23 protein-coding genes and 1 tRNA gene are annotated in these 26,697 nt (G+C 64.0%); 17 read left to right on the plus strand and 7 right to left on the minus strand.

The window, feature by feature from the left end; translation table 11 throughout:
* Positions 1-12 precede the first annotated feature (12 nt).
* The 4 genes from B7R93_RS01840 to trpE all read right to left on the minus strand — a co-directional run bounded on the left by B7R93_RS01840 (position 13) and on the right by trpE (position 3,922).
* On the minus strand, positions 13-615 hold the full coding sequence (locus tag B7R93_RS01840; protein ID WP_103019128.1) for an anthranilate synthase component II: 603 nt from the start codon (positions 613-615) through the stop codon (positions 13-15).
* A 127-nt stretch (positions 616-742) separates the two neighbouring features.
* Complete coding sequence (gene trpS / locus B7R93_RS01845; RefSeq protein ID WP_103019129.1) at positions 743-1,777, minus strand: tryptophan--tRNA ligase; 1,035 nt, start codon at positions 1,775-1,777, stop codon at positions 743-745.
* A 47-nt stretch (positions 1,778-1,824) separates the two neighbouring features.
* Positions 1,825-2,304 carry a hypothetical protein gene (locus B7R93_RS01850; protein WP_103019130.1) on the minus strand — a complete coding sequence of 160 codons (480 nt, stop codon included), beginning with the start codon at positions 2,302-2,304 and terminating at the stop codon, positions 1,825-1,827.
* Positions 2,305-2,413: 109 nt separating this feature from the next.
* Entirely contained in the window at positions 2,414-3,922 is a 1,509-nt protein-coding gene (gene trpE, locus B7R93_RS01855) for an anthranilate synthase component I (RefSeq protein ID WP_103019131.1), read from the minus strand.
* 519 nt (positions 3,923-4,441) lie between these two features.
* Between trpE and B7R93_RS01860 the strand changes: the two genes are divergently transcribed.
* The 14 genes from B7R93_RS01860 (at position 4,442) to B7R93_RS01925 (ending at position 18,641) form a co-directional block, all read left to right on the plus strand.
* Positions 4,442-5,731, plus strand: coding sequence for a vitamin K epoxide reductase family protein (locus B7R93_RS01860; RefSeq protein ID WP_232797907.1), 1,290 nt, complete (start codon positions 4,442-4,444; stop codon positions 5,729-5,731).
* 239 nt (positions 5,732-5,970) lie between these two features.
* The gene (locus B7R93_RS01865; RefSeq protein ID WP_262507541.1) at positions 5,971-6,321 is read left to right on the plus strand and encodes a YdcF family protein; all 351 of its coding nucleotides are present in this window, start codon (positions 5,971-5,973) and stop codon (positions 6,319-6,321) included.
* A 176-nt stretch (positions 6,322-6,497) separates the two neighbouring features.
* Complete coding sequence (locus B7R93_RS01870; protein WP_103019134.1) at positions 6,498-7,772, plus strand: MgtC/SapB family protein; 1,275 nt, start codon at positions 6,498-6,500, stop codon at positions 7,770-7,772.
* A 73-nt stretch (positions 7,773-7,845) separates the two neighbouring features.
* Positions 7,846-8,289 carry a hypothetical protein gene (locus tag B7R93_RS01875; RefSeq protein ID WP_103019135.1) on the plus strand — a complete coding sequence of 148 codons (444 nt, stop codon included), beginning with the start codon at positions 7,846-7,848 and terminating at the stop codon, positions 8,287-8,289.
* A gap of 212 nt (positions 8,290-8,501) precedes the next feature.
* Positions 8,502-10,103: a peptide chain release factor 3 gene (locus tag B7R93_RS01880; RefSeq protein ID WP_103019211.1), complete on the plus strand. Its 1,602-nt coding sequence runs from the start codon at positions 8,502-8,504 to the stop codon at positions 10,101-10,103.
* Positions 10,104-10,359: 256 nt separating this feature from the next.
* Entirely contained in the window at positions 10,360-11,613 is a 1,254-nt protein-coding gene (locus B7R93_RS01885) for an inorganic phosphate transporter (protein ID WP_103019212.1), read from the plus strand.
* 46 nt (positions 11,614-11,659) lie between these two features.
* The gene (locus B7R93_RS01890; RefSeq protein WP_103019136.1) at positions 11,660-12,214 is read left to right on the plus strand and encodes a hypothetical protein; all 555 of its coding nucleotides are present in this window, start codon (positions 11,660-11,662) and stop codon (positions 12,212-12,214) included.
* Between the two features lie 361 nt (positions 12,215-12,575).
* Positions 12,576-14,291: an amidase gene (locus B7R93_RS01895; protein ID WP_103019137.1), complete on the plus strand. Its 1,716-nt coding sequence runs from the start codon at positions 12,576-12,578 to the stop codon at positions 14,289-14,291.
* Positions 14,292-14,350: 59 nt separating this feature from the next.
* A complete protein-coding gene (locus B7R93_RS01900; RefSeq protein ID WP_103019138.1) occupies positions 14,351-15,307 on the plus strand; it encodes a cobalamin-binding protein in 957 nt (318 codons plus the stop codon).
* Positions 15,308-15,455: 148 nt separating this feature from the next.
* The gene (queA, locus tag B7R93_RS01905; RefSeq protein ID WP_103019139.1) at positions 15,456-16,505 is read left to right on the plus strand and encodes a tRNA preQ1(34) S-adenosylmethionine ribosyltransferase-isomerase QueA; all 1,050 of its coding nucleotides are present in this window, start codon (positions 15,456-15,458) and stop codon (positions 16,503-16,505) included.
* 53 nt (positions 16,506-16,558) lie between these two features.
* Positions 16,559-17,299, plus strand: a complete 741-nt coding sequence (gene ispD / locus B7R93_RS01910; RefSeq protein ID WP_103019140.1) for a 2-C-methyl-D-erythritol 4-phosphate cytidylyltransferase — start codon at positions 16,559-16,561, stop codon at positions 17,297-17,299.
* 28 nt (positions 17,300-17,327) lie between these two features.
* The gene (ispF, locus tag B7R93_RS01915; RefSeq protein WP_103019141.1) at positions 17,328-17,816 is read left to right on the plus strand and encodes a 2-C-methyl-D-erythritol 2,4-cyclodiphosphate synthase; all 489 of its coding nucleotides are present in this window, start codon (positions 17,328-17,330) and stop codon (positions 17,814-17,816) included.
* Between the two features lie 28 nt (positions 17,817-17,844).
* Positions 17,845-18,507, plus strand: a complete 663-nt coding sequence (locus B7R93_RS01920) for a DedA family protein (RefSeq protein ID WP_198598553.1) — start codon at positions 17,845-17,847, stop codon at positions 18,505-18,507.
* Between the two features lie 61 nt (positions 18,508-18,568).
* Positions 18,569-18,641, plus strand: a tRNA-Thr gene (locus B7R93_RS01925).
* A 338-nt stretch (positions 18,642-18,979) separates the two neighbouring features.
* Here B7R93_RS01925 and B7R93_RS01930 read toward each other — a convergent pair.
* Positions 18,980-20,038 carry an AI-2E family transporter gene (locus B7R93_RS01930; protein ID WP_103019142.1) on the minus strand — a complete coding sequence of 353 codons (1,059 nt, stop codon included), beginning with the start codon at positions 20,036-20,038 and terminating at the stop codon, positions 18,980-18,982.
* 81 nt (positions 20,039-20,119) lie between these two features.
* Between B7R93_RS01930 and B7R93_RS01935 the strand changes: the two genes are divergently transcribed.
* Both B7R93_RS01935 and B7R93_RS01940 read left to right on the plus strand, forming a co-directional pair.
* Positions 20,120-20,665, plus strand: a complete 546-nt coding sequence (locus tag B7R93_RS01935; protein WP_103019143.1) for a gamma carbonic anhydrase family protein — start codon at positions 20,120-20,122, stop codon at positions 20,663-20,665.
* 102 nt (positions 20,666-20,767) lie between these two features.
* A complete protein-coding gene (locus B7R93_RS01940; protein WP_103019144.1) occupies positions 20,768-21,619 on the plus strand; it encodes an alpha/beta hydrolase in 852 nt (283 codons plus the stop codon).
* Between the two features lie 13 nt (positions 21,620-21,632).
* Here B7R93_RS01940 and B7R93_RS01945 read toward each other — a convergent pair whose 3' ends face one another.
* Positions 21,633-21,992, minus strand: a complete 360-nt coding sequence (locus tag B7R93_RS01945) for a phosphoribosylaminoimidazole carboxylase (RefSeq protein ID WP_103019145.1) — start codon at positions 21,990-21,992, stop codon at positions 21,633-21,635.
* Positions 21,993-23,011: 1,019 nt separating this feature from the next.
* Between B7R93_RS01945 and B7R93_RS01955 the strand changes: the two genes are divergently transcribed.
* Positions 23,012-23,677: a Dph6-related ATP pyrophosphatase gene (locus tag B7R93_RS01955; protein WP_232797910.1), complete on the plus strand. Its 666-nt coding sequence runs from the start codon at positions 23,012-23,014 to the stop codon at positions 23,675-23,677.
* Between the two features lie 135 nt (positions 23,678-23,812).
* Here B7R93_RS01955 and B7R93_RS01960 read toward each other — a convergent pair whose 3' ends face one another.
* Positions 23,813-26,434: an ATP-dependent Clp protease ATP-binding subunit gene (locus B7R93_RS01960; RefSeq protein ID WP_103019148.1), complete on the minus strand. Its 2,622-nt coding sequence runs from the start codon at positions 26,432-26,434 to the stop codon at positions 23,813-23,815.
* Positions 26,435-26,697 lie beyond the last annotated feature (263 nt).

Below are 26,697 nucleotides of genomic sequence, written 5' to 3' on the forward strand. Positions count from 1 at the left end.
GAAGTGGAAGAGCTACGGAGTCTGGGCAGAGAAGCGTTCATCCAGCGCGACCGAGAGCCAGTTGGCAACGATTTGGGGTCCGGCCCGCGTCATCACGCTTTCTGGATGGAATTGGATGCCGTACAGCGGGTGGGTGCGGTGGCGGAGGGCCATGATCGTGTCGCGCTCGGCGGTCGTGGCTGTGACCTCCAGGGCGTCGTGTGGAAAGGTGTCCGGGTCGATGACGAGGGAGTGATACCGGGTCGCATCGAACGACGGATCGATGCCCTCGAAGAGGGCGGTGCCCTCGTGGTGTACGGGGCTCGTTTTGCCGTGCATCAGCTCGTCGGCCTGGGTAATGGATCCACCAAAGACCTCGCCGATGGCCTGATGCCCGAGGCAGACGCCCAGGATGGGGGTCGTGGCGCCGAGCTCCCGAATGACCGGCTCCGTGATGCCGGCCTCCGACGGGTGCCCCGGCCCTGGGGAAATCAGAATGCCGTCCGGGGCCCGGTCCGCCACCTCCGCGACTGTCAGGTCGTCGTTGCGCACCACCTCCAGGTCGTCCGTGTGGCGGCCCGCAAGATGGACGAGGTTGTAGGTGAACGAGTCGTAGTTGTCGATGACCAAAATCATTGGTGGGGAGGAATGTGGAGGGAACGGAGGAGCGTCCGCCGGGGGGAACCGGGAAGAGTAGTCCGGCCGCATGGGAAGACGGAGCGGGACGGACGCATGGTTTGTTCAGCGTTTCCCGGCCCCAACATCAGTGTGCGCGGACCAGTCCGACCCGGTCGCGCACCTTCTCCAAAAGGGGCTCTGCCCGGGCCCGGGCGTCCGTTGCGCCCTGCCGAAGCACGTCCCGCACGTAGTCGGGCCGTCGCTCGAGGTCCTTGCGCCGAGCCCGGGCCTCGGCGAAGTGGTCCTCGATCAGCGTTGTGAGTGCCTGTTTGGCGTGCCCGTAGCCGTAGCCGCCCGCCCGGTACTGGGCGGCGATTTCCTGCCGTGTCTCGTCGTCGGCAAACAGGGTAATGAGTGCGAAGACGTTGCAGGACTCGGGATCCTTCGGTTCGTCAAGGGGGGTAGAGTCGGTCACGATGTTCATCACCGTCTCCTCAAGCGCATCGCCTTCGTCGAAGATGCCGATGGTGTTGCCGTAGCTCTTCGACATTTTGCGCCCGTCGGTGCCGGGGACGACGGCCACGTCGTCGAGAATTTTGGGCTCGGGAACCGGAAGGAGGGGCTCGTCCTCCGGGCAAAATCGGTTGTTGAAGCGACGGGCCAGATCACGGGCAATTTCCAAATTCTGTTTCTGGTCCGCCCCGACAGGCACCAGAGACCCGCCGTACGCCAGGATGTCGGCGGCCTGAAGCACCGGGTAGTTGAAAAGGCCCGCGTTGGGCGTAAGGCCGGCGTCGATCTTGTCCTTGTACGCCAGGCCCTTTTCGAGGGTGCTTGTCGGGAGAAGGTTGAGGAAGATCCACATGAGCTCGGTTACCTCCGGCACGTCGCTCTGCACGAAGAGGGCCGCCTCGTCCGGATCGAAGCCGAGTGCGAGGTAGTCCAGGGCCACATTAAAGGTGTTTTCGCGGAGTTGCTCCGCGTCCTGCACCGTCGTCATCGCGTGGTAGTTCACGATGAAATAGTAGGCGTCGTGGGACCGGTGCAGGGCGATGTGCTGGCGGAGGGCGCCAAAGTAGTTGCCCAGGTGCAGGCGCCCGGAGGGCTGGATGCCGGAGACCACGACCGGGTCGGCCGGCGTGTCGGTGTCTGGGGCCGAGGCAGAATCGGCGGCTTCCATCGGAGCAGGGGGGGCGTGAAGGAGAGACGGAGAGGAGGGGGAGGCATTTACGTCAAGTCCTCAATGCGTCGCTGCAGCGCCGTGAGGGCGTCGAGGCGGTCCTGGCTGTTGCTCCGGATGGCCTGGAGCACCCCGCGGGTGCGCATCTGATGCTCAAGGTCGAGCTCGTCGGCGAGGGCGTCGTTGAACGACGTTTCGAGGTCGCGCAGCTCCCCGAATAGGGGGCTCAATGCTCCCTCGAATGCAAAGTCGTCGGGGGAAAGGTCCGTGCCGTTGTAGGGGGTGCCCCCGCAGCTCAGGACGGTCTCGGACAGCTTGCCCACGTCGGTACGGGCGGTCTTCTGCAGGCGCTCCAGCACGTCTACGACGCGCTCGTCGTCGCAGTGCCGGATGGCGGCGCCGTAGTGGTGGTTCAGTTCAATGTGCTGTCGGATGAGCGCGTCGAGGCGGTCCACCGTTTCGGACCGGCTGAGCGTCGGGCCGGCCCAGCCGCGATTCAGAAGCACCTCTTTGATTGGGTTCGGCATAACCGGAGAGAAGTGTTGATGAGACAAGCGTGGTATGCTACCGGTGTGCGGGGGGAAGGTTTGGAGGCTGGACAGGGGACAAAGGGCACCGCCGGTCGTGTCCGACAGGTTACAGGAGCCCATCGGAGGCCACGCGAAGGGCCTGACGCAGGGCTGCGGCCTTGTCCCGAGTTTCCTCGTACTCGCGGGCGGGATCGCTGTCCGCGACGATGCCCGCCCCGGCCTGCACGTACGCTGTCTCGTCGGCCACCACCATGGTACGGATGGTAATGCAGGTGTCGAGGGTTCCGGAGAAGTCGACGTAGCCGACGGCCCCGGCGTACACCCCGCGTCGAGCGGGCTCCAGTTCATCGATGAGCTCCATCGCTCGCACCTTCGGTGCCCCGCTGACGGTCCCGGCCGGGAAGCAGGCCGCCAGGGCGTCCATTGAGCTCTGGTCGGCGGCCAGCGTCCCCTTCACCGACGACACGATGTGCATGACGTGGGAGTACCGCTCGACATAGGCGTACCGATCCACCTCCACGGTGGCGTATTGGCAGACCCGACCCAGGTCGTTGCGGCCCAGGTCGACCAGCATCAGGTGCTCGGCGCGCTCCTTGGTGTCGTTGAGCAGCTCATCGGCGAGGGCCTCGTCCTCGGACTCGTCCGTGCCTCGCGGCCGGGTGCCCGCAATGGGCAGCACCTCGGCGGTGCCGTCTTCGGCCCGCACCAGCACCTCCGGCGAAGAGCCCACGAGTGCAAGGTCGTCAAGGTCAAGGTAGAAGAGGTAGGGCGACGGGTTGACCTGCCGCAGGGCCCGGTACAGGTTGAAACGGTCGCCGTCGAAGGAGGTCGCAAAGCGCTGCGACAGGACGACCTGGAAGATGTCGCCCTTCTGGATGTGATCTTTGGCGGTGCGGACCGCGCTTTCGAAGGCGGGCTGCTCAGTGTTGGAGGCAAGTGTTTCCCCCGTCCACTCGACAGGGACCGGCGGGTCGGAAGGGCGCTTGAGATCGGCCTCCAGGTCGGCAAGTCGGGTGTGAGCGTGGTCGTAGGCGGCCCGCAGGTCCGTCTCCGCGTCGATGAAGACGTTCGCCATCAGCACGAGTTGGTGACGGACGTGGTCAAAGGCCGCGACGGTGTCGTAAAAGCACCACACGGCGTCGGGAAGGCCGAGGTCGTCTGGAGGGGCATCCGGAAGGTGCTCCACGAGGCGTACGGCGTCGTACCCGAGGTAGCCCACGGCCCCGCCTCGCAGGCGCGGAAGGTCCGGCAGTTCGACTTCCTCGTACCGGCCCAGGTACGCGTCCAGCACTTCGAAAATGGAGCCGGAGGGAGAAGAGAGGTCGGCTTCGGGGGCGGGGGTCCGACGCTCGTCGATCTTGACCGTGGCCCCAAACTCTCGGCCTGTCAGGACGCGGTATGGGTCGCGACCCAGAAAGGAATAGCGGGCCAACTTCTCGCCCCCCTCCACACTCTCAAAAAGAAAGCTATACGGGGTGTCTTCGCGAAGGGCAAGGTATGCCGAGACCGGGGTGAGGAGGTCAGCACTCCGACGGGCGTGCACCGGCACCACGAGACGAGAGGGGCCGTCGGCCCGGGCAGCGTCTACACATGTGCGAAACTCGTCGTACGTCATACGCGAGGAAAGGCAAGGGACAAAACAAAAACCCGCCACCAGTCGGCAGCGGGTCCAGAGTCATTCGGTACGAGGGCCGTGCACAGCATCAGGCACGTCGAGGACTCTTGACCCGCGGAGAGACAGGCCAGGGCCACCCGCTCGTGCATGTGATGCCGTGGTTGTTAATCATACAGTTGTAGGGTAGGACCCAGACGCATCATCCGCAACGGGAATGGTTTGAAATTCGATTGGAGGCCCCTCCCGGGACGGCATTCCCATCCGTCCTCGGTATGGCCCTCAGAGTCTGTTTCAATTCACCTCTTGGACCCCCCAGGGAATACTTCCTCGCCCCGCTCGGGGCGCCGGGCGCGGTCTTGACGGGCTGCAAATCGCCTCTTCACTCGGCCGACAGTCCCACTGCAGGCCTCGTTCAAGGGGGGATTTTCGCCCCGCCAATTCTCGCTCTCGCGATCTCCCCCCAAACCAAGACAGACTCTCAGTGGAGGGGGCGAGGGGAACCTGAAACCGGCTCAGGCCTTGATTTCGCCAAGTGTTCTCTCCGATCCCACTCCCGATGTGGACATGGTCCTGGTGCAGACTCTCCGCGAGCGGCTGAGAGGATACCGTCCACGGCTGGAGCTTCTGGTGTTCGGGCTCTCATTGCTGGGGATTCTCGACGTTGTGCACCTGCGGATTCAGCAGGGAAGGGGCTTCAAAAATGGATGTCTCGGGACGTCGTCGTTCGGGGGAAACACGTCCCTCTTCGACTGTGCGGCGGTCACGACCGGACCGGGACATGAGCTTTTGGGGGTGGACAACACAACGTGGGGACTCGGGTTTTACGGAATGGTTGGCCTACTGACCGTCATCGTGTTCTGGGTCGCGCCCGCGCTGCGAGAATGGGGCCATGGCGCCCGGTTTGGCCTGCTCACGGGGGGCGTTGCATACTCCGCATACCTTACGTACCTCCAGGTCAGTCCTCCGGAGACGGTGTGCCTTCTGTGCTTGGGGTCGGCCTTCATCACGACATTCCTGTTTGCGGGACAGGTTGCCCTGCTTGCTTCCTCACCAACATTCCCCTCTGACTCCATGTCGTCTCGACTCGTAAAACGGCAGATTGCGCTCTTTGTCTACTTCATCGCCGCCGCGGCTGTCCTTGTTGGGACGGACCTCGTCTACTTCAATGGGGAAGGTGCCCAGGACGTGCAGGCCCGCTCCCGCTCCGCGTCCGGATCGGTCGCGTCGGCCCAGTGCGAGCTCGACGACTCGAAAGCGCCGCTGCAGGACCAGGGCTCCTCGCTCGTCGGCTTTCAGGACATTGCCGAGGGCAGTAACGAGTCCGGCGTGACAGTCGTCGAGTACTTTGATCCGAATTGCCCGCACTGCAAAGACTTTCATCAGATTATGAAGCAGGTGGTGGAGGCCCACCGCGACGAGGTTCGGTTTGTGTACAAGCCGTTCCCCCTCCGCCGCTCGTCGCTTCCGGAAATTCAGGCCCTGTACGTGGCGGCCCAGTCCGACAAGTTTGATGAGATGCTGGAGGCGCAGTACGCTCGTCAGGGACCAAATGGCATCTCGACGCAGGATCTCCGTGCCATCGCGGACGACATTGACCTGGATCCCAACGTGTTGACTGATCGGGTAGAACAGAATGAGTATCGCGATCAGATTCTCCAGCAGCGGAAGCAGGCCGTGAAGATTGGGGTCGACAGCACGCCGACCGTCCTGATCAATGGGCACTTTGTGGAGTCCCGTACGAAGGAGTGCCTGAACACCTTCGTCGAGCAGGCGAAATCTGGGACCCTCAGTGACGCAGCGTCCGGGTGATGGTCCCCGATGATCAAATCCACGGGTTTTCCGACGTCGGGGCATTTCCCAATGGCCCCCTTTCGGGTCGCATTGTGTGACCAAGCTCCTGAGCCCCTTGACCCCTCCCTTGTCGGTGGGAATGTTGCTCGTGGCGACGGGAGCGCTGGTGGCGGTCCGGTGGTAACGAGTCGGGCTGACGTTGGTGACTGGGGGAGGGCTCGTTTTGTGGCTGTTCTCGGCGCCTGTGGTCATCGCCAGTGGGGGGAGCCCTGGAAGGATCCGCGCACCCGGGAGGCACCCGCTACAAAAGTGCTTCTGTAGGATTGAAGGTGCCGGAGGATGCCACCCTTCTCGAGTCGAAAAGCGCCAACACGTGCAAGAATGCCATCCGGACGGCAGATGTGATGAGCCGGCAGGACCTTGACGGTGTGCTCTTGGTGCCCTTCCCCCTGCACATGCCGCGGGCGCTTGCGGTCTTTTGGAGCGCGGGCATCAGGGCCGTGCCGGCGCCGACGGACGTTCAGGTGGGCGACCGAAACCACACCGTGCTCGACGTGCTCCCCGACGCCGGGGCCCTTGCCGGATCCACCGCCGCCATCCGTGAATAGGTAAGATATCTCGTGTACGACTGGCGTGGGTGGATCGACGGGGCCACCGTCCCCGCCGGATCCCCGGACTCGAGAGACGCGACGGCCTGCTGTTCACCCTCTGCCTCGGCTCCCGTCCGCTGATGGCGTGCGGTCGGCCTCCTCGACGACGCACCCTTCCGACTGGGCACCGCAACATGCCGCCTGACACGCTGACGTTATTCTACCGCTTTGGGGTGGCCCTCGTCCTCGGGCTCTTCATGGGGCTACAGCGCGAGTACGCGTACCGCGACCGGGCGGACGGGGACGGGGAACTGATCGCCGGCGCGCGGACCTTTCCCATCATTGCGCTTCTAGGGGCGGCGTCGGCCCTGAGCGCCACTGAACTTGAGAGTGCGTGGCCGTTTGCAATGACTGTTATTGCAGTAGGAGTGTTGCTTACCATCGGGCATTTCCTGCAGGCCCGGGCGCGGGACACCGGCCTCACCACCGAGATGGCGGCGCTCGTAGCCTTCTTCACTGGGGGGCTCTGCTACTGGGGGAACCTTCGCCTGGGTGCGGCCCTCGGGGTTGGGACGGCGGTGCTCTTGTCGCTGAAGGTGCAAACCCATGCCCTCGCCCGCACGCTCGATCAGGAAGACGTGATCGCGACCCTCAAGTTTGCGGTCATCACGGTCGTTGTGCTGCCCCTGCTGCCGCAGCAGGGCTACGGTCCATCGCCGTTTGACGTGCTGGTCCCGTACAACGTCTGGCTCATGGTCGTGCTGATTTCCGGGATCAGCTTCCTGGGGTACGTGCTCATCAAGGTTGTGGGCCCGCGTCGCGGAGTGGGACTGACTGGGATTCTCGGGGGCCTCGCATCGAGCACGGCCGTCACGCTAAGCGTCGCGGAGCGGAGCCGAGACTCGGAGGGGCTGGACCGGCCCTTCGCGCTGGCTGTACTCCTGGCCTGGGCCATTATGTTCATACGGGTCATTGTGGAAGTGGCGGTCATCAACCCGCCCCTGCTTCTGACAGTCTGGGCCCCCATCCTGGGGGTTTTCGTCGTGATCCTCGCCTATTGTGGGTACCTGTACGGCGTGCAGCCGGTCGAGAAGCACGACGAACCTCAGACTGTCAAAAATCCGTTTCGCCTCGGCCCGGCAATCACGTTTGGGGTGCTGTACGCTGTCATTCTCGTTCTGTCGAACGGGGCCCAAACCTACTTTGGCGACGCCGGCGTGTACCTGTCGAGTGTCGTGGCGGGGCTAGCGGACGTGGACGCCATCACCCTCTCGATGGCCCGTCTCCACGAAAGTGGGGACGTAGGGGCGGTGCCTGCCACCCGGGCCATCGTGATTGCGGCGGCCGCCAATACGGTGCTGAAGGGCGGCATCGTGGCACTCACCGGCACGTCGGGCTTGCGGCGGGCGGTGGTGCCGGGCCTCCTCCTAATCGTCGGGGCGTCCGGCGTGGCCCTGCTCTTCATCTGAAGCTGAGAGGACGTGCCGGGACGGTCGGGGCCCGTGCGCAGTGCAACGGCGGTACAATCGGGGGTCATTGGCTATGCAGGTCTCTCATCGTTACATCATCGGGGTGCTGGTTCTGGGGCTTTTGCCGGTGTCGGTGGGGTGGGCGCAGAAGGGGGGTGTGGCCGGCGACACGAGCGCGGCCTGGCACGAAGACGCCTGGACGCCGATTGTTGCGCAACGCGGGCTCCGAATCGCATACATTTACTACCCGCGGGCCGACACCGAGCACGACGGGGTCGTATTGCGCCTCATCAACAGGAATGAAGTGCCTCTGCGGTACGGGTTTACGCTTGTTTTCCGGGCGCCCACGGCGGATACCACGGTCGCGGTTCGGGGCGGATTGGGGCCCGGGGCAATGAAGACTGGGGACGACGCCGGCCTCTTCTGGGTGCCGTTCCGGGGCGAAGACCGAAGCCTGGGGGAAATTGGGCTCCGGGGCCTGTCCGTGGTTCGACTCCGACCGGACGGTTCGGGCTGACCCACCCGCAACGGGCAGGGTGAAGGCTTCTTGGAGACCGTCTCGGGATCCCGAGCGTCCAAAACCGTTTGGGGTTCGTCCCGTACTTATCAGACGACTCCTTTGCTGAGTCCTCCACTCGTACATTGTCGTTTGTCAAACCCCTCTTTTCTGTCGTGAGCACTACTGATGCCTTGTCTCCGGAGGACGCCACTGCCCCGCCGACAGACGACGTGGATCCGGTGCTGAAGGAGGAGATCGAAAAGCGGCGCACATTTGCCATCATCAGCCACCCGGACGCGGGCAAGACGACCCTCACCGAAAAGCTTCTTTTGAAGGGAGGCGCCATCCACGAGGCAGGAGAGATTAAGGCCCGGAAGGCCGACCGCTTCGCGATGAGCGACTGGATGACGATGGAGAAGGAGCGGGGCATCAGCGTCACCTCCTCGGTGATGAAATTTCCCTATCGGGGCTACGAGCTGAATCTGCTCGATACCCCAGGCCACCGCGACTTTTCGGAGGATACGTACCGCGTCCTCACCGCGGCCGACAGCGTGATCATGGTGCTCGACAACGCGAGCGGCGTGGAGCAGCAGACGGAGAAGCTGATGGAGGTGTGTCGGATGCAGGACACCCCCATCATCACCTTTGTCAACAAGATGGACCGACACGGGCTGCCGCCGCTCGACATCCTGGAGGACATCGAGGACACGCTCGATCTAGATACCGTGCCGCTCTCCTGGCCCATCGGGATGGGCAACCGCTTCCGCGGCACCTACAACCTGTACCGCGACGAGCTGCACCTCTTCTCCCACGCCGACATGGAGGGGGAGCACGAGCGCCTGCCGATTGATGACCTGGACGACCCCCAGCTCGACGAGGTGCTCGGCGACCAGGCCGACGACCTTCGATTCGACGTGGAGCTGGTCCGCGAGGCGGGCGACGAGCTGGACCTGCAGGCCTACCTCGGCGGCAAGCAGACGCCGGTCTTCTTCGGCAGTGCGCTCAGCAACTTTGGGGTGGGCGACATGTTCGACACCTTCGTCGAGATCGCCCCGCCGCCCCAACCCCGTCCCACGGTGACTCGGGACGTCTCGCCCCACGAGGACGACTTCACGGGCGTTGCCTTCAAGATTCAGGCGAACATGGACCCGAAGCACCACGACCGCATGGCATTCGTGCGCGTCTGCTCCGGCAAATTCGAGAAGGGCATGGAGGTGATCCACCACCGCACCGGGCAGACGATGCGCCTCAACAACGCCACCACGTTCATGGCGCAGGACCGGGAGGGCGTCGACACCGCCTACCCAGGAGACATCATCGGAATCATGAGCCACGGGCGCGTCAAAATTGGCGATAGCTTTTCGCAGGACGAGCCCCTGCACTTTACGGGGGTGCCCAGCTTCGCGCCGGAGCACTTCCGCAAGGTGCGGCTCGACGATCCGTTCCGGTCGAAGCACCTGAGCAAGGGCCTGCAGCAGTTGAGTGAGGAGGGCACCATCCAGGCGTTCCGTCCGCTCCGCGGCAACGACTACATCCTCGGGGCCGTCGGCGAGCTGCAGTTCGACGTGACCCTGGACCGCCTGGAGGACGAATACAATGTGGACGCCCACCTGACGGGCGTGCGCTACGCCTGCTGCCGCTGGATTGACGGACCGGCGGAGGACCTGGAGGACTTTGAGGCCGAAAACATGGACAGTCTCTTCCGCGACGCCGGTGGCGACCTGGCGTACCTCGCGCTCAGTGACTTCCGGTTGGAGCGCACGATGGAGAATTGGCCCCGCATCAGCTTCAACTCCACAAAGCAGCACACGGCGGAGGAGGAGCGCAGCTAGTCCCATTGGGGAGATGCCGGACCCGGTGGGTTGTCCTCACGAACGCCCTGCGTTGCGGCTCGGTGCGCGTGCCCTGGAGACGGCTTCGTTCGGAGAGAGGCTTCGGCTCTGATAGCGCCGGCCCGTTGCCCCAGATCCAACGCAGACGGCATTTCACGCCCGCGAAGGGTCTTTGGAGGGGGGGGCTTTCCGGAAAACCAGTTTGTTTTAATACGCCTCTGAGACCCTCTATAGCACCACGTTCTGACTCTTGACGGTGGGCGATCTGTTTCTCATCGGTGGCGTCATCATCGCGTGCTTCGTCGCGTTCAACATTGGCGGCGCGACGACCGGGCCGGCGTTTGGGCCGGCCGTGGGGGCGGACGTTTTGTCGAAGACCACTGCGGGGACGCTCATGGCGGTGGCGTTCTTTGGCGGGGCCTACACGATTGGGCGGCGCGTCGTCGATACCCTGGGGCAAGAGCTGGTCCACGACCCGTCCGTCTTCACGCTAGAAGCCAGCATCACGGTGCTGCTCTTCATTGGTGGGGCGCTGCTCGTGGGCAATCTCTCGGGCACACCGGCCTCCACGTCAATGACGGCCGTGGGGGCCATCATTGGCCTTGGCCTTGCGAGCGGGGAGCTTAACGTTGCCGTGGTTGGAGAGATTCTCGCCTGGTGGATCCTGTCTCCAATCATCGGCTTCTGGCTGGCCGTCATGGTGGGGCGCTATGGGTACGAGTCGCTCGACCGGCTTGTCGCCATTAAGCGGAGCGATGGGCCCCTGCTGGTGTTCGAACGAATTGAAGTCAGAGGGTGGCCCGTGATTCGTCCCGACGGGTCGCCGATTGTGGAGATGAAGCCCATCGGCGTGCCGCTCCGCCTCGCTCTTGGGCCCAACACCTCCCGGCGCGAGGTCGTGGGCACGGCCGTTCTGGTGAGCATCGGGGTCCTGATGGCGTCTAGCTCCGGCACCAGCAACATTGCCAACGCCATCGCGCCGCTGGTGGGCAGCGGTGCGCTTGCCATGAACGCCGGCATTCTCATCGGATGCGGGGCCGTGGCGCTGGGGGCCCTTACGATTGCCCGTCGGACCATGGAGACGCTCGGCAACGACATCACCGATTTGCCGCTTACGGCTGCGATCGTGGTGGCGCTCCTCAGTTCGTGTATTATCATCGTTCTCTCCGCCCTCGGCATTCCGGCGAGCTTCGTCGTGGTTGCCACCCTCTGCATCATCGGGCTCGGCTGGGGGCGTTCTACGCAGACCGTGTCGGTGGCCGAGGCTGTACGTGGGGACGTGTCTCCCCAGGTGTCGGTGGGGGCGCTGGCACAGAGTGGGGATGCGACGGTTGGAACCACGGGGGCCGCCTCTTCGCCCCCGAACGCTCCGCGGCGGTCTGGCCCGGCCCGGTCGGACCTGTTTGACCCTGGAACCAGCGTGCGGATCGTGTTGATGCAGAACCTGGTGCCCCTGCTGGCGACGGGCGGATCGTACCTGGCCTTCTGGCTGTTTCCGGTGGGAGGGTGAGCCGTTGGTGTTCTTCCAAATTCCAAACCAGACGCACGCACGCCGTATGCAGCTCCGCGGTCGTCAAACGCAGTTTTACATCGACCTACTCTATGGCCTCGGGTTCGCGATGGGCTTCGGCTACTTGCTGTTTGTCGGCATGAACCCGCTGGTGGCCGCCTTTCAGAGCGGCCTCGTGCTGGGCTATTTTCTGCGGGTGTGGGAGAACATGAGCATATATGAGCGCATCCTGCACGAAGAGGTGGCGGCGGAGGCCGAAGCGGTGGTGGCCGACGAAATTGAGGACACGATGCCGGGCGAGGTGGAAGAGGCCGTGGCCGAAACGGTTGAGGGCGCCGTGGCCGAGGAGGCCGAAGACGCCGTGCCCGAAGAGGTGACCGCCGAGGTCGAAAAGCAGGTGGCCGAAGAAATGGCCGACGAGATCAAGCAGCAGGTGGGAGAAGAAATGGAAGAACGACTGGCCGGCGCGGACGAGCGTGTCCCCGAACACGTGAGAAAGCGGCGGGAAGAGCAACGGTCGCAACTGGACGACGCCGGAGACGGTACGGAGGAGGCGCCGGCCCGGAGACCCAGCGATGGAGGGTCCTCCGGGCAACCGTAGGGGCGGTTCCCCCACGTGACCTTGCCCTTTTCCCGGTGGCGCCACGTCAAAAAGACCCCCGTCGGATTGAGAGAGAAATCTTCTCAAGAAACGGGTCGTGGTTTTTCCGGTACGCCGCGGTTCGCGTAATCGCATGAAGATTGGAAACACGCATGGCTGTTTTCCATGCTCCCACCCTACCGAGACTGCAGGAACTGCCTTTCTGTTGCGTCTTTGCACCCGTCAGAAAAAGGGGGACGGACCAGTGACCGTTTCCCGACGGGGCGATGCCCCAGAGGAGGGGGCCGCGGGCCGAGTCCTGTAGCTCCGGATTGATCGGGTGTGCATCGTTCATGATTTGTTTTCTCCTCCGGAAAAGGCCATGTCTATAGATCGACGACAGTTTCTGGATGCTTGCTCCGCGGCGGGGCTAAGTGGCCTCTTCCCGGGTGCCCTCTATGCCCAAGTGGCTGAGGAGGGAGATGATGAGGCCCCCATTACGACCGAGCACGTCGCGACCGCCGAATCGATTGCCGGGCTTGCCTTCACCGAGGAGGAGCGGGAGCTGCTGGTGGAAAACCTGAACGAGACCCTTGAGCAGTACGAGGCACTGCGGGCACACGCACTTCCCAATGCCCGGGCCCCGGCCACGATTTTCGATCCGCGCCGCGGAGGTGCAGAGATTCCGGAGGTGTCCCCTTCCGACGACGGAGCCGAGGTCCCCCTGCCGTCCATCGACCGTCCGTCCGCCGACCAGGACCTGGCCTTTGCCTCGATCTCCGAGTTGGCCCACTTGCTCCGTGCCCGGAAGGTTACCAGTGTGGAGCTTACTGAGCTAGCCCTGCGGCGGCTGCGGCGGTACGACGACCGGCTGCACGCGGTCATCTCGTACACCGAAGACCGCGCCCTGACGGCGGCGCGGCAGGCCGACGACGAGCTGGACGCCGGCACTTGGCGCGGCCCCCTTCACGGCGTGCCGTATGGGGCCAAAGACCTGCTGGCCGTGGCGGGCACCCCCACGACGTGGGGAGCGGCACCGTACAAGGACCAGACCATCGACGAGACGGCAACCGTCGTGAAGCGGCTCGACGAGGCGGGCGCTGTTCTCGTTGCCAAGCTGGCACTGGGGGCGCTGGCGTGGGGGGACGTGTGGTACGATGCCACCACCAAGAATCCCTGGAACCTCGACCAGGGCTCCAGTGGCTCGTCGGCGGGGCCGGCCGCGGCGGTCTCGGCGGGGTGCGTGCCGTTTGCGATCGGGTCTGAGACCCTGGGCTCCATCGTGTCGCCGTCCACCCGCTGCGGCGTCACGGGCCACCGGCCGACCTTTGGGGCTGTGGGGCGGGGCGGCGCCATGGCCCTCTCGTGGACCATGGACAAGCTGGGGCCCATCGCGCGCTCGGCCCTCGACTGTGCACACGTCTACGACGCGATCCGTGGGGCCGATCCCGATGATCCCGCCTCGGTGGACGTCCCGTTTCCATTCGAGGCGGAGCGGTCCGCCGCGTCCCTCCGCGTGGGGTACCTCCACGAAGCGTTCGAGGAAGACTACGGCAACCAAGCGGCCGACCAAACGACGCTTGAGGTCCTCCGTGGGCTCGGCGTGGACCTGGAGCCGGTGTCGTGGAATGCGGACGTGCCGGTGGGGGCGCTGCTGAATACGCTTGACGTGGAGGCGGCCGCGGCGTTCGACGAGCTGACGCGCTCGGGCGGCGTCGACGATCTGGTCCGGCAGGGCGAGAACACGTGGCCGAATGTCTTCCGTAGCGCCCGCTTCGTCCCGGCCGTGGAGCACGTGCAGATGGATCGGCTGCGGGTGGACCTCATGGAACAGGCCCACGCGGTCATGCAGGACCTCGACGTCCTGGTGAGCCCGAGCTTCGGCGGCGGAACGCTCAGCATCACGAACCTAACGGGACATCCGTGCGTGTGTCTTCCCAATGCCCTGCGGCCCGTGGACGAGGGCCCGGATGAGCGTCGGGAGCCGGGCAGCGTTAGCTTCGTGGCCCCTCTGTACAAGGATCAGAATGCGCTTACGCTCGCCCACGCCGTGCAGAAAGAGACCGAGGTCCACAACCGCCGTCCGCCAATCCGGTAGTTCCAGACGCGCGGAGGTTCGAACTGCCGCGCGCTTTTCGACAGCCATCCTGTTCGCCCATGCGCATCGTCTCGTTATTACCGGCCGCGACTGAATGGATCTGTGTCTTCGGGGCCGGAGGCCAGCTCGTGGGACGCTCCCACGAATGCGACTACCCGGAGAGCGTACAGGACGTGCCGGTCGTGACGGCCCCGACCTATGCGTCCGACGGCGACTCCGCCGCCATCGACGATGCGGTGCAGGGACAGCTTCAAGACGGGCTCAGCCTCTACGACGTGGACCTGGAGCGACTGCGAGCCCTGGAGCCCGACCTGATTGTGACGCAGGACCAGTGCGAGGTCTGTGCGGTGAGCCTGCCGGAGCTGGAGGCACAGCTCGGAGAGTGGACCGGCGGTGGCCCTGAGGTGGTCTCGATGCAGCCGCAGACGCTGAAGGAGGTGCTCGACGAGGCCCTCCGACTGGCCCGTGCCACGGAGACGCTCGACGCGGCGATGACCGCAATTGCCAATCTCGAAACGGGCCTCCACGTGCTGCGCGAACAAATCGGCGTGGACCGCGCCACGAATCCGCAATCGCTTCCCTCCGTGGCCTGTGTCGAGTGGTTGGAGCCACTCATGGTGGCGGGGCACTGGATGCCGGACGTGGTGGAGATGGCGGGCGGGCGTCCCGTGCTTGGAACCGCCGGAAAGCCCACCGCACCGGTTGAGTGGGACGCGCTTCGTGAGGCGGATCCGGACGCACTCGCCCTCATGCCCTGTGGCTTCACCATCGACGAAACGCGCCGCGACGTGCACTACCTGACCGACCGGCCCGGCTGGGAGGCCTTGTCGGCGGTTGAGGATCAGCGTGTGGCCCTGCTCGACGGCAACGCGTACTTCAACCGTCCGGGCCCGCGCCTCTACCGGGCCATCGAGGTGCTCGCGTCCGTGCTCCACCCCAACGCGCTTTGCCCGGAGCCTCCGGTGGCGGCCTGGGAGCGCCAGTGGCTGCACGCCTCCACCCCCACGCCCGCGTAGAAAGCCCGCGTGGAGTGGGATCAACTTGACCCGTGCGGAAGTGTAGTAGGCTCGCGCCCCAACTCGTACCTACCCTGTTCCCCCACGAACGTCGTTTGTGGGTCCCCGCGCTTGCTCAACTCACCTGTTGCCCGACTGACGACCGTATATGAAACGCTCGGAATTCAGCTACGACGTCCCCGAAGAACTCGTCGCAGAATATCCGGCCGATCCGCCCGATTCGTCCCGGATGATGGTGTTGGATCGGGCGTCGCACGACATCAACCACGACAAACAGTTCCACGACCTTCCGGAGTACTTCTCGGAGGGAGACGTGCTCGTCGTAAACAACACGAAGGTCTATCCGGCACGCCTGTACGGCCAGAAGAAAAAGACCGGCGCCGACATCCGGGTTTTCCTCCTCCGGGAGCTGAACCCGGAGAGCCGGCTCTGGGACGTGGAGGTCGACCCGGCCCGCAAGATTCGCATCGGCAACAAGCTCTACTTCGACGACGACCTGATCGCGGAGGTCATCGACAACACGACCTCCCGGGGCCGAACGATCCGCTTTTCGTTCGACGACGTAAACGAGGCGCTGTATCAGAAAATCCGGGACATCGGTAAGACGCCGCTGCCCCCACACATCGAGCGGGAGGTGGAGGAGGAGGACCGAGACCGGTACCAGACCATCTTCGCCGAGGAACGAGGGGCGGTGGCTGCGCCGAAGTCAACGCTCCACTTCACCGAAGACCTGCTGGGGCGCCTGAAAGAGAAGGGCGTCAAGGTGGTCCCCATCACCCTGCACATCGGCCGCAACAAGTCCGAGCCGGTGGGCGTGGAGGACCTGTCCAAGCACCGCACGGACTCGGAGGAGTACGACATCCCCCCCGAGACGGCGGAGGTTGTGAATCGTGCCCTCGCGTCCGACGAAAATACCGTCACGGCCTGCGGCACGACCGTCGTGCGGGCCCTTGAGTCGAGCCTCTCGGCCGACGAGACCCTGAAGCCGGACCACAGTTGGACGGACCTCTTCGTGTTTCCGGAGCACGAGTTCAAGATCGTAGAGCGGATGATCACAAACTTCCACCGGCCCGAGAGTATGTTGATGATGATGGGCGCGGCGTTTGCCGGGTATGACTTCCTTTTCGAGGCCTACGAAGAAGCCTTCGAAGAAGAGTACCGGCTCTTTGCCTTCGGCGATGCGATCTTCATCAAGTAGCTGCGCAAGAGCCCAAAGCGCCCCGCGTCCGTCGCACCCGATTCCCCGTTCCCATGGACCCTGCCGATGCTCGTCCGGACGACGTGGCCGTTCTGATTCCAGCGGCGGGCAAGGGACGCCGGTTGGGGGGGCGACCCAAACAGTTTCGGACCCTTGGCGAGCACCCGGTGCTCGTGCAGGTGCTTCTTTCGTTCGAGCGACACCCAGCCGTGGGGCATGCTGTGGTGGCGGCCCCCGAGGATCGGGTTGCAGAGGTCACCGACCGCTTGGAGGCGGAGGGCCTCAGTGTGCTGACGGCCGTCGTGCGTGGGGGAGAGAACCGGCAGGCCTCCGTCCGGCACGCGTTGCGGGCGGTTCCCGACCCCGTAGACACGGTGCTCGTGCACGATGCGGCCCGTCCGTTCGTCGCGGCGGCGCAGGTGCAGGCCGTTGTTCAGGCTTCACGCGCAGACGGGGCAGCGTCGCTGGCCGTTCCGGTGGCCGATACGCTCCGCCGGGGCGGCGACGATCAGTTTGGCGATACGATCCCGCGAAGCGACCTCTACCGGATGCAGACGCCGCAAGGCTTCCGGCGCGGCTGGCTTGAGCAAGCACACCGTCGCGCGTCGTCCGCGGACGGGACGGCAACCGACGACGTGGCCCTCGTGCAGCGACTGGACCGCGAGGTGGTCCCGGTGTCGGGAAGCCGGCGCAACTTCAAAATTACGACCCCGGACGACTGGGCGCTCGCCCGAGAGCTGTGGCCGGGGTGGAAAGATGCGCCCGAACGGTTTGGGGAGGGGGCGTCGACGTAGCGTTGCATTCCACAGGTGAAGACCATCCATGCGCATTGGGTTCGGGTACGACGTGCACCGCCTGGTCGAGGGGCACTCCCTCATCCTGGGAGGCAAGAAGATTCCGTACGAGCAGGGCCTCGCCGGCCACTCGGACGCGGACGTTCTCCTGCACGCGGTGGCCGATGCCCTACTCGGGGCCGCTGCGCTCGGTGACCTCGGGGCTCACTTCCCGGACACAGACGCCGAATGGGAGGGGGCGGACAGTCAGGTGCTGCTCCGGCAGGTGACACAAAAGATCCACGACGCCGGGTACATACCGCACAACGTCGACGGCACAGTCCTCCTGGAGCGCCCCAAGCTGCGCCCTCATGTCGACGAGATGCGGGCGAACATTGCGACGGCGCTTTCCTGTTCCCGCGACCAGGTCTCCGTGAAGGCGACCACGACGGAAGGAGTAGGCTTCGTGGGGCGGGAAGAAGGCGTGGCGGTGCAGGCAGTCTGCACGATCCAGCCCGCGCAACGAGAAAGGTCCTGACACCGATTTGGCCGGATCGCTCGCGCACATGCTCGACGGATTCTCCAACTTCTTTGCCTGGATGGAGGCGCTCTCGCCGATCTGGGCGTACGTGACGTTGCTCGTCATCGCGTACGGCGAGAACGTGATGCCCCCGATTCCCGGCGATATGGTCGTGGTCTTCGGGGGGTACATGGCCGGGCTCGGGCAGCTGCACCTCGGCGTCGTGGTCCTGCTCTCCACGGTGGGGGGCGCGCTGGGCTTCATGACGATGTACGCCGTTGGGCACAAGCTCGGGCGTTCGGCCTTGAATCCTGACCGCCTGCAGTGGCTGCCCCGGGACGGATTCGAGCGTGCGCAGCGCTGGATCCATCAGTACGGCTACGGCGTCATCGCGGCCAACCGGTTTCTCAGTGGGGCCCGGTCGGTGATTTCGTTGACGGCGGGCATGTTTCGGATGGACGTGGGCCGGACGGCCGTGTGGTGCACGGTCAGCGCGCTGGTGTGGACGGGCCTCATCAGCTACGCCGGCTACGCCGTGGGGGAAAACTGGAACCTCGTGGTGACGTACCTCCAGACCTACGGGCGCATTGTACTGACGATACTGGTCCTGATTGCGGCCGCGCTGGCGGGACGGTGGTACTGGCGGCGGCAGCAGGACGGGGCGGCGACTGAGGCCGACGATAAGGGAGACCCCTCCGGGACGTACTGACTCGTCGAAACTCGGCCCGATACGACCAGTTACTTTTGCTGGTTTGGGGTTGGCTTCCTACGCTGACGTAGCTCAACTGGTAGAGCAGCGCACTTGTAATGCGCAGGCTGGCGGTTCGAGTCCGCCCGTCAGCTCCGCAGCAATGTGTCCTTCGCATCTGAGATGCGGGCAAGGGAGATGTTTTCGTCTCCAGGGCCGTGCCCCAGCCGAGCGGCATGGCCTCGTTTTACTCCTGCCGCGCGTCGGCTCCCGGCTCGCCCACGGTCCCCGATGCCGCATCGCTCTGTCTGCAGCTGGTGTCCGCAGGCGGTGCGCTCCTGGGCATCGTCCTGTCATCAGGGGAGGACTGGGACGAGACGATGCCCGGCACTGTCCCTGATCTTTCTGTTCGGGGTGGCTTGCGGGAGCGAGTTCGGGACCGTTCCGGCGTGGGCTCCGACCGGCGGGACGGACTGCAGGGGGTGGGCTTCGTTCAGTGTTCGCCCAGCAGCGAGACCTCGTCGCCCAGCACGTCCTCCACGTAGAGCGTTTGCACGAGGACGATTACGACGATGGCGAACGGGGTGGCCAGGAGGACGCCCCCAGCCCCGGCGCTGGCCCCGCCGATAAACTGCGCCGTAATGACCGTGGCGGGTGGAATGTGGACGGCCTGCTGCTGCACGAGGGGGGCGATGAGGTAGCTTTCTAGCAATTGCACTGCCCCGTAGACCAGGAGGACGTAGAACACCTCCGTAGGTCCAATTAAGGAGGCGACGAGCAGGGCCGGCAGCACGGACAGGATGGGCCCCAGATAGGGCACGAAGGAAAAGAGGGCGGCGAGGAGCCCGAGAGCGATGGGCGAGGGGATGCCGACGGTCTTCAGCCCGGTGGCCGTCAGTACCCCGACGATTAGCATAAGAATCAGCCGACCGGTGAGCCACCAGCGCAGGGCCCGTCCAACTGCAGAGAGAACCTCTCGGGCCCGGGGACGCGAGGACGGAGGCACCAGCCGGACCGTGCCCTTGAGGTATGACTGCGGCGCTGCGCCCCCGTAGATGCCAATGAAGAGGATGATGAATCCGTTGACGAACAGATTGAGGGTGCCCCGAAACACATTCGTCACGCGGCCTAGGACGCTGGAAACTGGAGGCAAGAGTTGGCTGGGGGATACGTACCGCCCCATCCACCCGTACTGCTGGACGGCGGCGCGAACACGTGCGGCAAGCCGCTCGGCGGCGTTCGGCAGAAGGGTCGCCAGGGCACTGGCCTGTTCAGAAATGTCGGGCCCTGCCAGGGCCCAGAGGCCCATGAGCACCCCCACCAGTCCGAGCAGTGTGAGGGCGAGAGCCAGCGGGCGAGGAAGGACGGTGTCGTCGGTCAGCTGTTGGGTGACCCCCGCGAGAAAAACGGCCAGCAAAATGCCGGCGAAGACGGTAAACAGAACCTGGACGAGCTGCGTTGCGAGAACGACGAGCAGCACTCCCCCAACGGCCAGTCCCGTCGTCACGTACGGGCGTTGCGAGATGAACGAGCTGGAGGGAGGCGCAGCCATGAACGGGAAGACGACCGTGGAGAAAAACAGATAGGGATCTGGCGTCGATGCGCACTCCCCAACATCTTCCTCAGCCGAATCATGATCAAACCCTTGTTGGGCGTCGAGCCCACGTACGACGGCACAAACTACGTCGCGGACACGGCGGTCCTCGTTGGGGACGTTGTACTGGGACGGAAGGCCAGCATTTGGCATCACTGTACCCTCCGGGGAGACGTGAATTGGATCCGTGTGGGGGCCGAAACCAACGTGCAGGACCACACGGTCGTCCACGTCACGCACGGCACGGCACCAACCGACATCGGGGCGCGGGTTACAATCGGGCACGGGGCCATCGTGCACGGATGCACCGTCGAGGACGAGGTGCTGGTGGGCATGGGCGCTACCCTTCTGGATCATGCCGTGATTGGTCGTCACAGCATCGTTGGGGCCCAGGCGCTCGTGACGAAGGGCACGCGGGTGCCGCCCCGGTCACTTGTCCTCGGCCAGCCGGCCGAGGTGGTGCGATCACTCACGGACGAAGAGGTGGCGGGCATCGCGGAAGGGGCCGAACGGTACCTTCGCTACGGCGCCGTGCACGCGGGGCGGGAGACGCCGGCACAGAACCCGTGGTACGATCCGGTGTAGCCGTGAAAGCGTTACGACGGGGTTGCATCGAGGAGGACCCACTCGGTAGGCTTGGCATTCGCCGCACAGGCGTTGTCCTCCCCGTATCGAATTCTTCAATCCATGCGTTCCTCACTGCTCCTGCTGGTCTTTTCGGTCGCATTTGCAGGATGCTCCACGATTACGATCGATGAGGAGACGGTTTTCCAGCCGAAGCCCTCGGTGACGCCCGAAACGTTTTCGGTCGACGACGTTGACCTTTCGGTCCGCAACATTCCGGTCACGGACAGTGCCTCGGTCAACGCCTGGCACCTTACGCAGTCCGACGCCGAGACGACCGTGCTTTTTTTTGGGGGCAACGGGTTCTACCTCGTCCAGTCTCAGGGGTATCTGCGCGCCCTGACGCGTCCTTCCGTGAATGCGTTCCTTTGGGACTACCGGGGCTACGGGCGGAGCGACGGCACGCCCAGTGCCGCGGCCGTCCGCAACGACGCGCTCGCGATCTATGACTCCCTGGTGGCGCAGCCGAACGTCACGCCGGATCAACTCCTCGTATGGGGGCACTCGCTGGGCAGCTTTCTGGCCACGCACGTCGCGACCGAACGCACTGTGGGGGGCGTCGTGCTCGAAAACCCGGCCACCAACGTCGATGACTGGAAGGGCTACCTCTTCCCGTGGTACGTCCGGCTCTTTCTCGGGGTCGAGGTGGATCCGGCCCTGCAACAGGATGACAATCTGGAACGGGTCCGGACGCTGGACGCGCCCCTGCTCGTGGTTGGGGGCAGTGAGGACCAGGTGACGAACCCGGAAATGGCCCGGCGCCTGCACGCCGAGGCGGGGAGCGAGAGCCGCCGGCTCGTCATCGTAGAGGGGGGTGGGCACAACGACCTCTACGACCATTCGGAGGTGCGGGCGGCCTACCGCGCACTGGTCGAAGACGTCACTGTAAACGCCCCGGTGCAGTCCGTGCGGTAGGGAGCCGGGGGCACTAGCGCTCATCCTCGTGGGCGGAAGGAAACGTCCCGAATGGAGGAGGCCAAAATGCGTCGAGCCCGCTGATTACAAGGAGGCCGCCGCCCAGGGCCGTGCCGGCCACCGGGAGGGGAATGCCCACTGCAATTCCCCCCAAAAGCCTCTTTAGGCCCGCGAGTCCCGGACCGTCTGCACCGTAGCGATGCTGGAGGACACCGACGCTGAGGTCCGCTACGCCGGCCCCGACGGCCGCGACGAAGAGCGTGGAGAGGCCGAGGGTTATCGCGTTTTCCGAAAACAAGAGCCAGTCGAGCCCCAGAATGAGCCCTCCGCTGGCGGGATGGAGAATGGTGGGGGAGCGGTCCGTGTCCGACATACCGTGTCCGACATCCTGGAGAAAGTGCTGACCGAAGACGCACTACGAGAGGTGCGAATTTACAGGATTGAGTAGAGCGCGAGAAGAGCTAGAAAGGTCCCGTCCTGTGCTTTAGCCGAGACATGAACCTGTCGGTTCGGGCACTCGTCTCGCTGAGAGCAACGAAACGATTCCATACCTTGCCGCGGCGATGGAGGAGGCCGAGTCCGGGCACCCGTGCCTGATTCGTCCCCGCACTGATCCGTCCATTAGCACCATCGCGTGGCCGTGCTGCGCACTGACTGCATTCTGTTTCCCACCGATGGTTTCCTAAGAGCGGCACAGGCGGGGCGTCACGCTCGGCACCTCGCCACTCATTCCGTCACTGCCCTTCACGTCGTTTGGGTCTCGACCCGCACCGTGGACCCGGCCGTGTTGGGCACGCACGGCCGTCGGGAGGTACGGTGTTTCCTCCTTCGGTTGTTGGTCGCTCAGAATGACGTTGGTTAATGCATGCGTGCCGGTTTACATGGTCGTCTTTTCGGAGCATCGATTTTGGCGGGTGCCCCATGCCTGAGAACGTGCTCCGGTGCACGGAATGGACCTTTTGCGTTTCCATATCGTGGAGAATATAAAACCGTTCAGTATACATAGAGCACATGGCTCGCTGCCCACCCCGAGCGTTCTGGCGGAGCGGACCGAGACGGGGCTCTCCACAGAGGCCGAATCGCTCCGGCCGTGGGGGATTGATGTTGCAGTCAAAGTGGGGGAGGGCGCCTGGCCGATGCGGTCTTGGATGTGACGGAGGAGAACAAGGGTGCCCCCTGACACTGGAACCCACGGCTGAACGGGGCTGGAGCGGATACTCAAGGAAAGTGTACTGAAACGGACGCCCCGTCAAGCCTCATGCCCGGTCCGTACCGTGGAGTTTTTTCAGCCTTCGGTTGAGGATGAAGGTTGGGCGGTCACCTAAACTGTTCTTGACACGGCTGGCCATGACTGTCGATCCTATGACGCCTTCACATCCACACGATGGCTTCGTGCTCCTCTGGAGTGGCGGCAAGGACGCCATGCTCGCCCACGACGTCATCCACAGCCAGTCGCCCCGTCGGATTGGGGCCTTGCTCACGACGGTGACGGAAGAGAAAAACCGAGTTACGATGCACGGCACCCCGCGTGCCCTCGTCGAACAGCAGGCCGACGCGCTTGGTCTTCCGTTGCACATCATGCAGGTGCCGCCACAGCCTCCGAACGACGTGTACGAGGCGCGGCTGGAGGCGGCGCTGAGGCCTCTGCTGGATACTGGCTTCTCGACGGTCGTTGCGGGGGATTTGTTTCTCGACGACGTGCGTGCCTACCGCGAAGAGGCCCTTGAGTCGCTTGGGGCATCGGCCCTCTTCCCGCTGTGGGAGCGCGATACGACCTGGCTGGCCCAGCACTTCCTGGCGCGGGGCTATCGGGCCGTCGTCACGGCTGTCGACACGGCTCAGCTCGACGCGTCGTTTCTGGGACGAACCTACGACAACACGTTTCTCAAAGACCTGCCCGACGAGATTGACCCCTGCGGCGAAGAGGGGGCCTTCCACACATTCGTGACCGACGGGCCGCCGTTCGCACGTCCTGTGCCTGTGAAAAAGGAGGATCGGGAAACCGAGGGGCGGATCCGCACTGTCCGCCTCACACCCAAGAGACAGGAGTCTCAGTAGCAATCCGTCTTCCTACTAGAGAAAATGGAGACGCGGAAGACTGCAGAACAGAGGACCCCAGTTGGCAGCAATGCAAAAACCCCTCCGTCCAGCACCGCCGGACGGAGGGGAGAATGCCAATCGGTCGTGACATGACTACTCCTCATCGGAGGCTGCCGAGGCCTCTCCGCCGGAGCCATTCTCATCAGTGGACGCTCCTTCAGCGACCTCCTCGGTGGACACACTGGCCTCTTCGTCTTCGCCCGCCGATGTCTCTTCGGTCGGGGCCTCGCCCTCTTCCACCTCGAAGGAGAGCTCTTCCGATTCGCCGTCGTGCGTGATGAGCACCGTGTCCCCCTCCGTGATCTCGTCGTGGAGAATGTCCTCGGCCATCGGGTCCTGCACGTACTTCTGGAGGGCCCTGCGGAGTGGTCGTGCCCCGTATTTCTGATCGAAGCCGCGGTCCGTCAAAAACTCCTTGGCGGCCTCGTCGAACTCAAGGTCAAGCCCGAGCTCCTCCGCCCGCTCGAAGAGATCCTCCGACATGATGTCGATGATGTCGAAGATGTTCTCCTTGTTGAGCGGGTTGAAGACAATTACATCGTCGAGCCGGTTCAGAAACTCCGGGTTGAAGACGTTCTTGAGGGCGTCCTGAACCGTCGACTTCATGGACGTGTAGTCCATGTCCTCCCCGTCGGTCTGATCGAACCCAATCCCCTGGCCGAAGGACTTGATGTCCTGCGTGCCAATGTTGGAGGTCATGATCAGAATCGTGTTGCGGAAGTCCACCTCCCGACCCATGCCGTCGGTCAGAATGCCGTCGTCCAGCACCTGAAGGAGGATGTTGGAGACATCCGGGTGGGCCTTCTCAATCTCATCGAGCAGCACCACGGAGTATGGCTTCCGGCGCACCTTCTCGGTGAGCTGTCCCCCCTCTTCGTGCCCCACGTATCCCGGAGGGGCCCCCACGAGTCGGCTCACGGAAAACTTCTCCATGTACTCGCTCATGTCGATCCGGATGAGTGACTCTTGCGAGTCAAAGAGGTATTCGGTGAGTACCTTCGCCAGCTCGGTCTTTCCGACGCCGGTCGGGCCGAGGAAGATGAAGGACCCGATTGGCTTCTCGGGGTCTTTTAGGCCGGCGCGGGTACGGCGAATGGCCTTCGACAGCTTCTCGATGGCCTCGTCCTGTCCCACGACGTGCTCCTTCAGCGACTCCTCCATCTTGAGGAGCTTCTGCTGCTCCGGCTCACTAATCTTGTCGACCGGAATGCCCGTCATCATGGCCACCACCTCAGCGATCTCTTCCGAGGTGACATCGTAGACCTCGGTCTCCGCCTGCTCGTGCCAGTCCTGCTTGGCCTGCTCCAACTCTTCCTGGAGCGTCTTCTCTTTGTCGCGGAGCCGGGCCGCTTCCTCAAACCGCTGGCTCTTGACGACCTGGTTCTTCTCCTCCTGTACGTCCTCAATCTGTTCCTCAAGCTCCAGAATCTCGGGGGGCACCTCAATGTTCGAAAGATGCACCCGCGCGCCGGCCTCGTCCATCACGTCGATGGCCTTGTCCGGCAGGAACCGGTCGGTGATGTACCGATCGCTCAGCTGCACGGCCAGATCGATGGCCTCCTCAGAAAAGCGGACGTTGTGGTGGTCCTCGTAGTAGGACTTGATGTTCGAAAGAATGTTGACCGCCTCTTCTGGTGTAGACGGATCAACAATAATCTTCTGAAAGCGACGGTCGAGCGCGCCATCGCCCTCAATGTTTTGACGATACTCGTCAAGCGTCGTGGCACCGATGCACTGAAGATCGCCGCGGGCGAGGGCCGGCTTGAACATGTTCGACGCGTCCAGGCTGCCAGAGGCGCCGCCGGCCCCGACGATGGTGTGGATCTCGTCGATGAAGAGAATGATGTCGTCGTTGTCCTCCAGTTCCTTCATCACGGCCTTCATTCGCTCCTCGAACTGACCGCGGTACTTGGTGCCGGCCACCAGGGAGGCAAGGTCGAGTGAGACGATGCGCTTGTCGTAGAGCACACGGCTGACCTTGCGATCCACGATCCGTGCGGCGAGGCCCTCCGCAATGGCGGTCTTCCCGACGCCCGGCTCTCCAATGAGGACGGGGTTGTTCTTCTTGCGTCGGCTCAGAATTTGGGCAACCCGCTTGATCTCTTCCTTGCGCCCGATGATGGGATCAAGTTCGTCCTCCTCCGCGAGCTCGGTCAGGTCCCGACCAAAGTTGTCCAGGACCGGCGTGTTGCTGTTTTCCGACTCGCCGCTCTCTTGCCCGTACCCGGACGAGAGACGACCACCGGATCCACTGCTGCCGCTGGAAGAAGAGGCTTTGCCACTAATAATGGAGTCTAGCTCGTTTCTCACGGCGTCGTACGTTACTGAGAAGCCTTGCTGGAGAATTTGCGCGGCGATGTTCTCATCGTCTCGGAGCAGGCTCAAGAGGAGGTGCTCCGTCCCAATGACGTCACTCTTGTAGAGCTTCGCCTCCAGGTATGTGATTTTGAGCACCTTCTCGGCCTGCTTGGTCAGGGGAATGTTTCCCACCGAGGTGGAGCTGCTGGTGCTCCGAACCGTGTCTTCCACGGATTCTTTGAGCTCCAACAGGTCACATTCGAGGTTGCGGAGAATCTTCACCGCGATTCCCTCACCCTCCCGGATGAGGCCAAGCAAGAGGTGCTCCGTACCGATGTAATCGTGCCCGAGACGTACCGCCTCTTCGCGACTGTACGAAATGACGTCCCGGACGCGGTTTGAGAAGTTGCCTTCCATACCAGATGGGTTGAACGATCAAAAGCGCCGCGTCGGCGCCCTGCACGGTGGGGACGAACGGGAAGGTCAAAACCGGGCCTCTCCGCAGAATCTCCCCACGCGTGAAGCACGTGGTGCGGGTACTAACCAGACATTTGCGCATTCTGTTCCCCTGCCGGGTGCTCCTGCCAATTGGGGGACGAACTAGTGCAGGAGCGTTACAAGATCGAGGAGGCCGTCAGCGCGTGAGTGCGTTGCTGGCTGGGGACAGGATGCCCCCCCCC

The sequence above is a fragment of the Salinibacter altiplanensis genome, from assembly GCF_002894645.1.
Lineage (GTDB): Bacteria > Bacteroidota > Rhodothermia > Rhodothermales > Salinibacteraceae > Salinibacter > Salinibacter altiplanensis.

Excerpts from the sequence above, each read along its gene's own strand:
- B7R93_RS01840 (WP_103019128.1), bottom strand. The coding sequence starts at position 615 with ATGATTTTGGTCATCGACAACTACGACTCGTTCACCTACAACCTCGTC.
- trpS (WP_103019129.1), bottom strand. The coding sequence starts at position 1,777 with ATGGAAGCCGCCGATTCTGCCTCGGCCCCAGACACCGACACGCCGGCC.
- B7R93_RS01850 (WP_103019130.1), bottom strand. The coding sequence starts at position 2,304 with ATGCCGAACCCAATCAAAGAGGTGCTTCTGAATCGCGGCTGGGCCGGC.
- trpE (WP_103019131.1), bottom strand. The coding sequence starts at position 3,922 with ATGACGTACGACGAGTTTCGCACATGTGTAGACGCTGCCCGGGCCGAC.
- B7R93_RS01870 (WP_103019134.1), top strand. The coding sequence starts at position 6,498 with ATGCCGCCTGACACGCTGACGTTATTCTACCGCTTTGGGGTGGCCCTC.
- B7R93_RS01875 (WP_103019135.1), top strand. The coding sequence starts at position 7,846 with ATGCAGGTCTCTCATCGTTACATCATCGGGGTGCTGGTTCTGGGGCTT.
- B7R93_RS01890 (WP_103019136.1), top strand. The coding sequence starts at position 11,660 with ATGCAGCTCCGCGGTCGTCAAACGCAGTTTTACATCGACCTACTCTAT.
- B7R93_RS01895 (WP_103019137.1), top strand. The coding sequence starts at position 12,576 with ATGTCTATAGATCGACGACAGTTTCTGGATGCTTGCTCCGCGGCGGGG.
- B7R93_RS01900 (WP_103019138.1), top strand. The coding sequence starts at position 14,351 with ATGCGCATCGTCTCGTTATTACCGGCCGCGACTGAATGGATCTGTGTC.
- queA (WP_103019139.1), top strand. The coding sequence starts at position 15,456 with ATGAAACGCTCGGAATTCAGCTACGACGTCCCCGAAGAACTCGTCGCA.
- ispD (WP_103019140.1), top strand. The coding sequence starts at position 16,559 with ATGGACCCTGCCGATGCTCGTCCGGACGACGTGGCCGTTCTGATTCCA.
- ispF (WP_103019141.1), top strand. The coding sequence starts at position 17,328 with ATGCGCATTGGGTTCGGGTACGACGTGCACCGCCTGGTCGAGGGGCAC.
- B7R93_RS01920 (WP_198598553.1), top strand. The coding sequence starts at position 17,845 with ATGCTCGACGGATTCTCCAACTTCTTTGCCTGGATGGAGGCGCTCTCG.
- B7R93_RS01930 (WP_103019142.1), bottom strand. The coding sequence starts at position 20,038 with ATGGCTGCGCCTCCCTCCAGCTCGTTCATCTCGCAACGCCCGTACGTG.
- B7R93_RS01935 (WP_103019143.1), top strand. The coding sequence starts at position 20,120 with ATGATCAAACCCTTGTTGGGCGTCGAGCCCACGTACGACGGCACAAAC.
- B7R93_RS01940 (WP_103019144.1), top strand. The coding sequence starts at position 20,768 with ATGCGTTCCTCACTGCTCCTGCTGGTCTTTTCGGTCGCATTTGCAGGA.
- B7R93_RS01945 (WP_103019145.1), bottom strand. The coding sequence starts at position 21,992 with ATGTCGGACACGGACCGCTCCCCCACCATTCTCCATCCCGCCAGCGGA.
- B7R93_RS01960 (WP_103019148.1), bottom strand. The coding sequence starts at position 26,434 with ATGGAAGGCAACTTCTCAAACCGCGTCCGGGACGTCATTTCGTACAGT.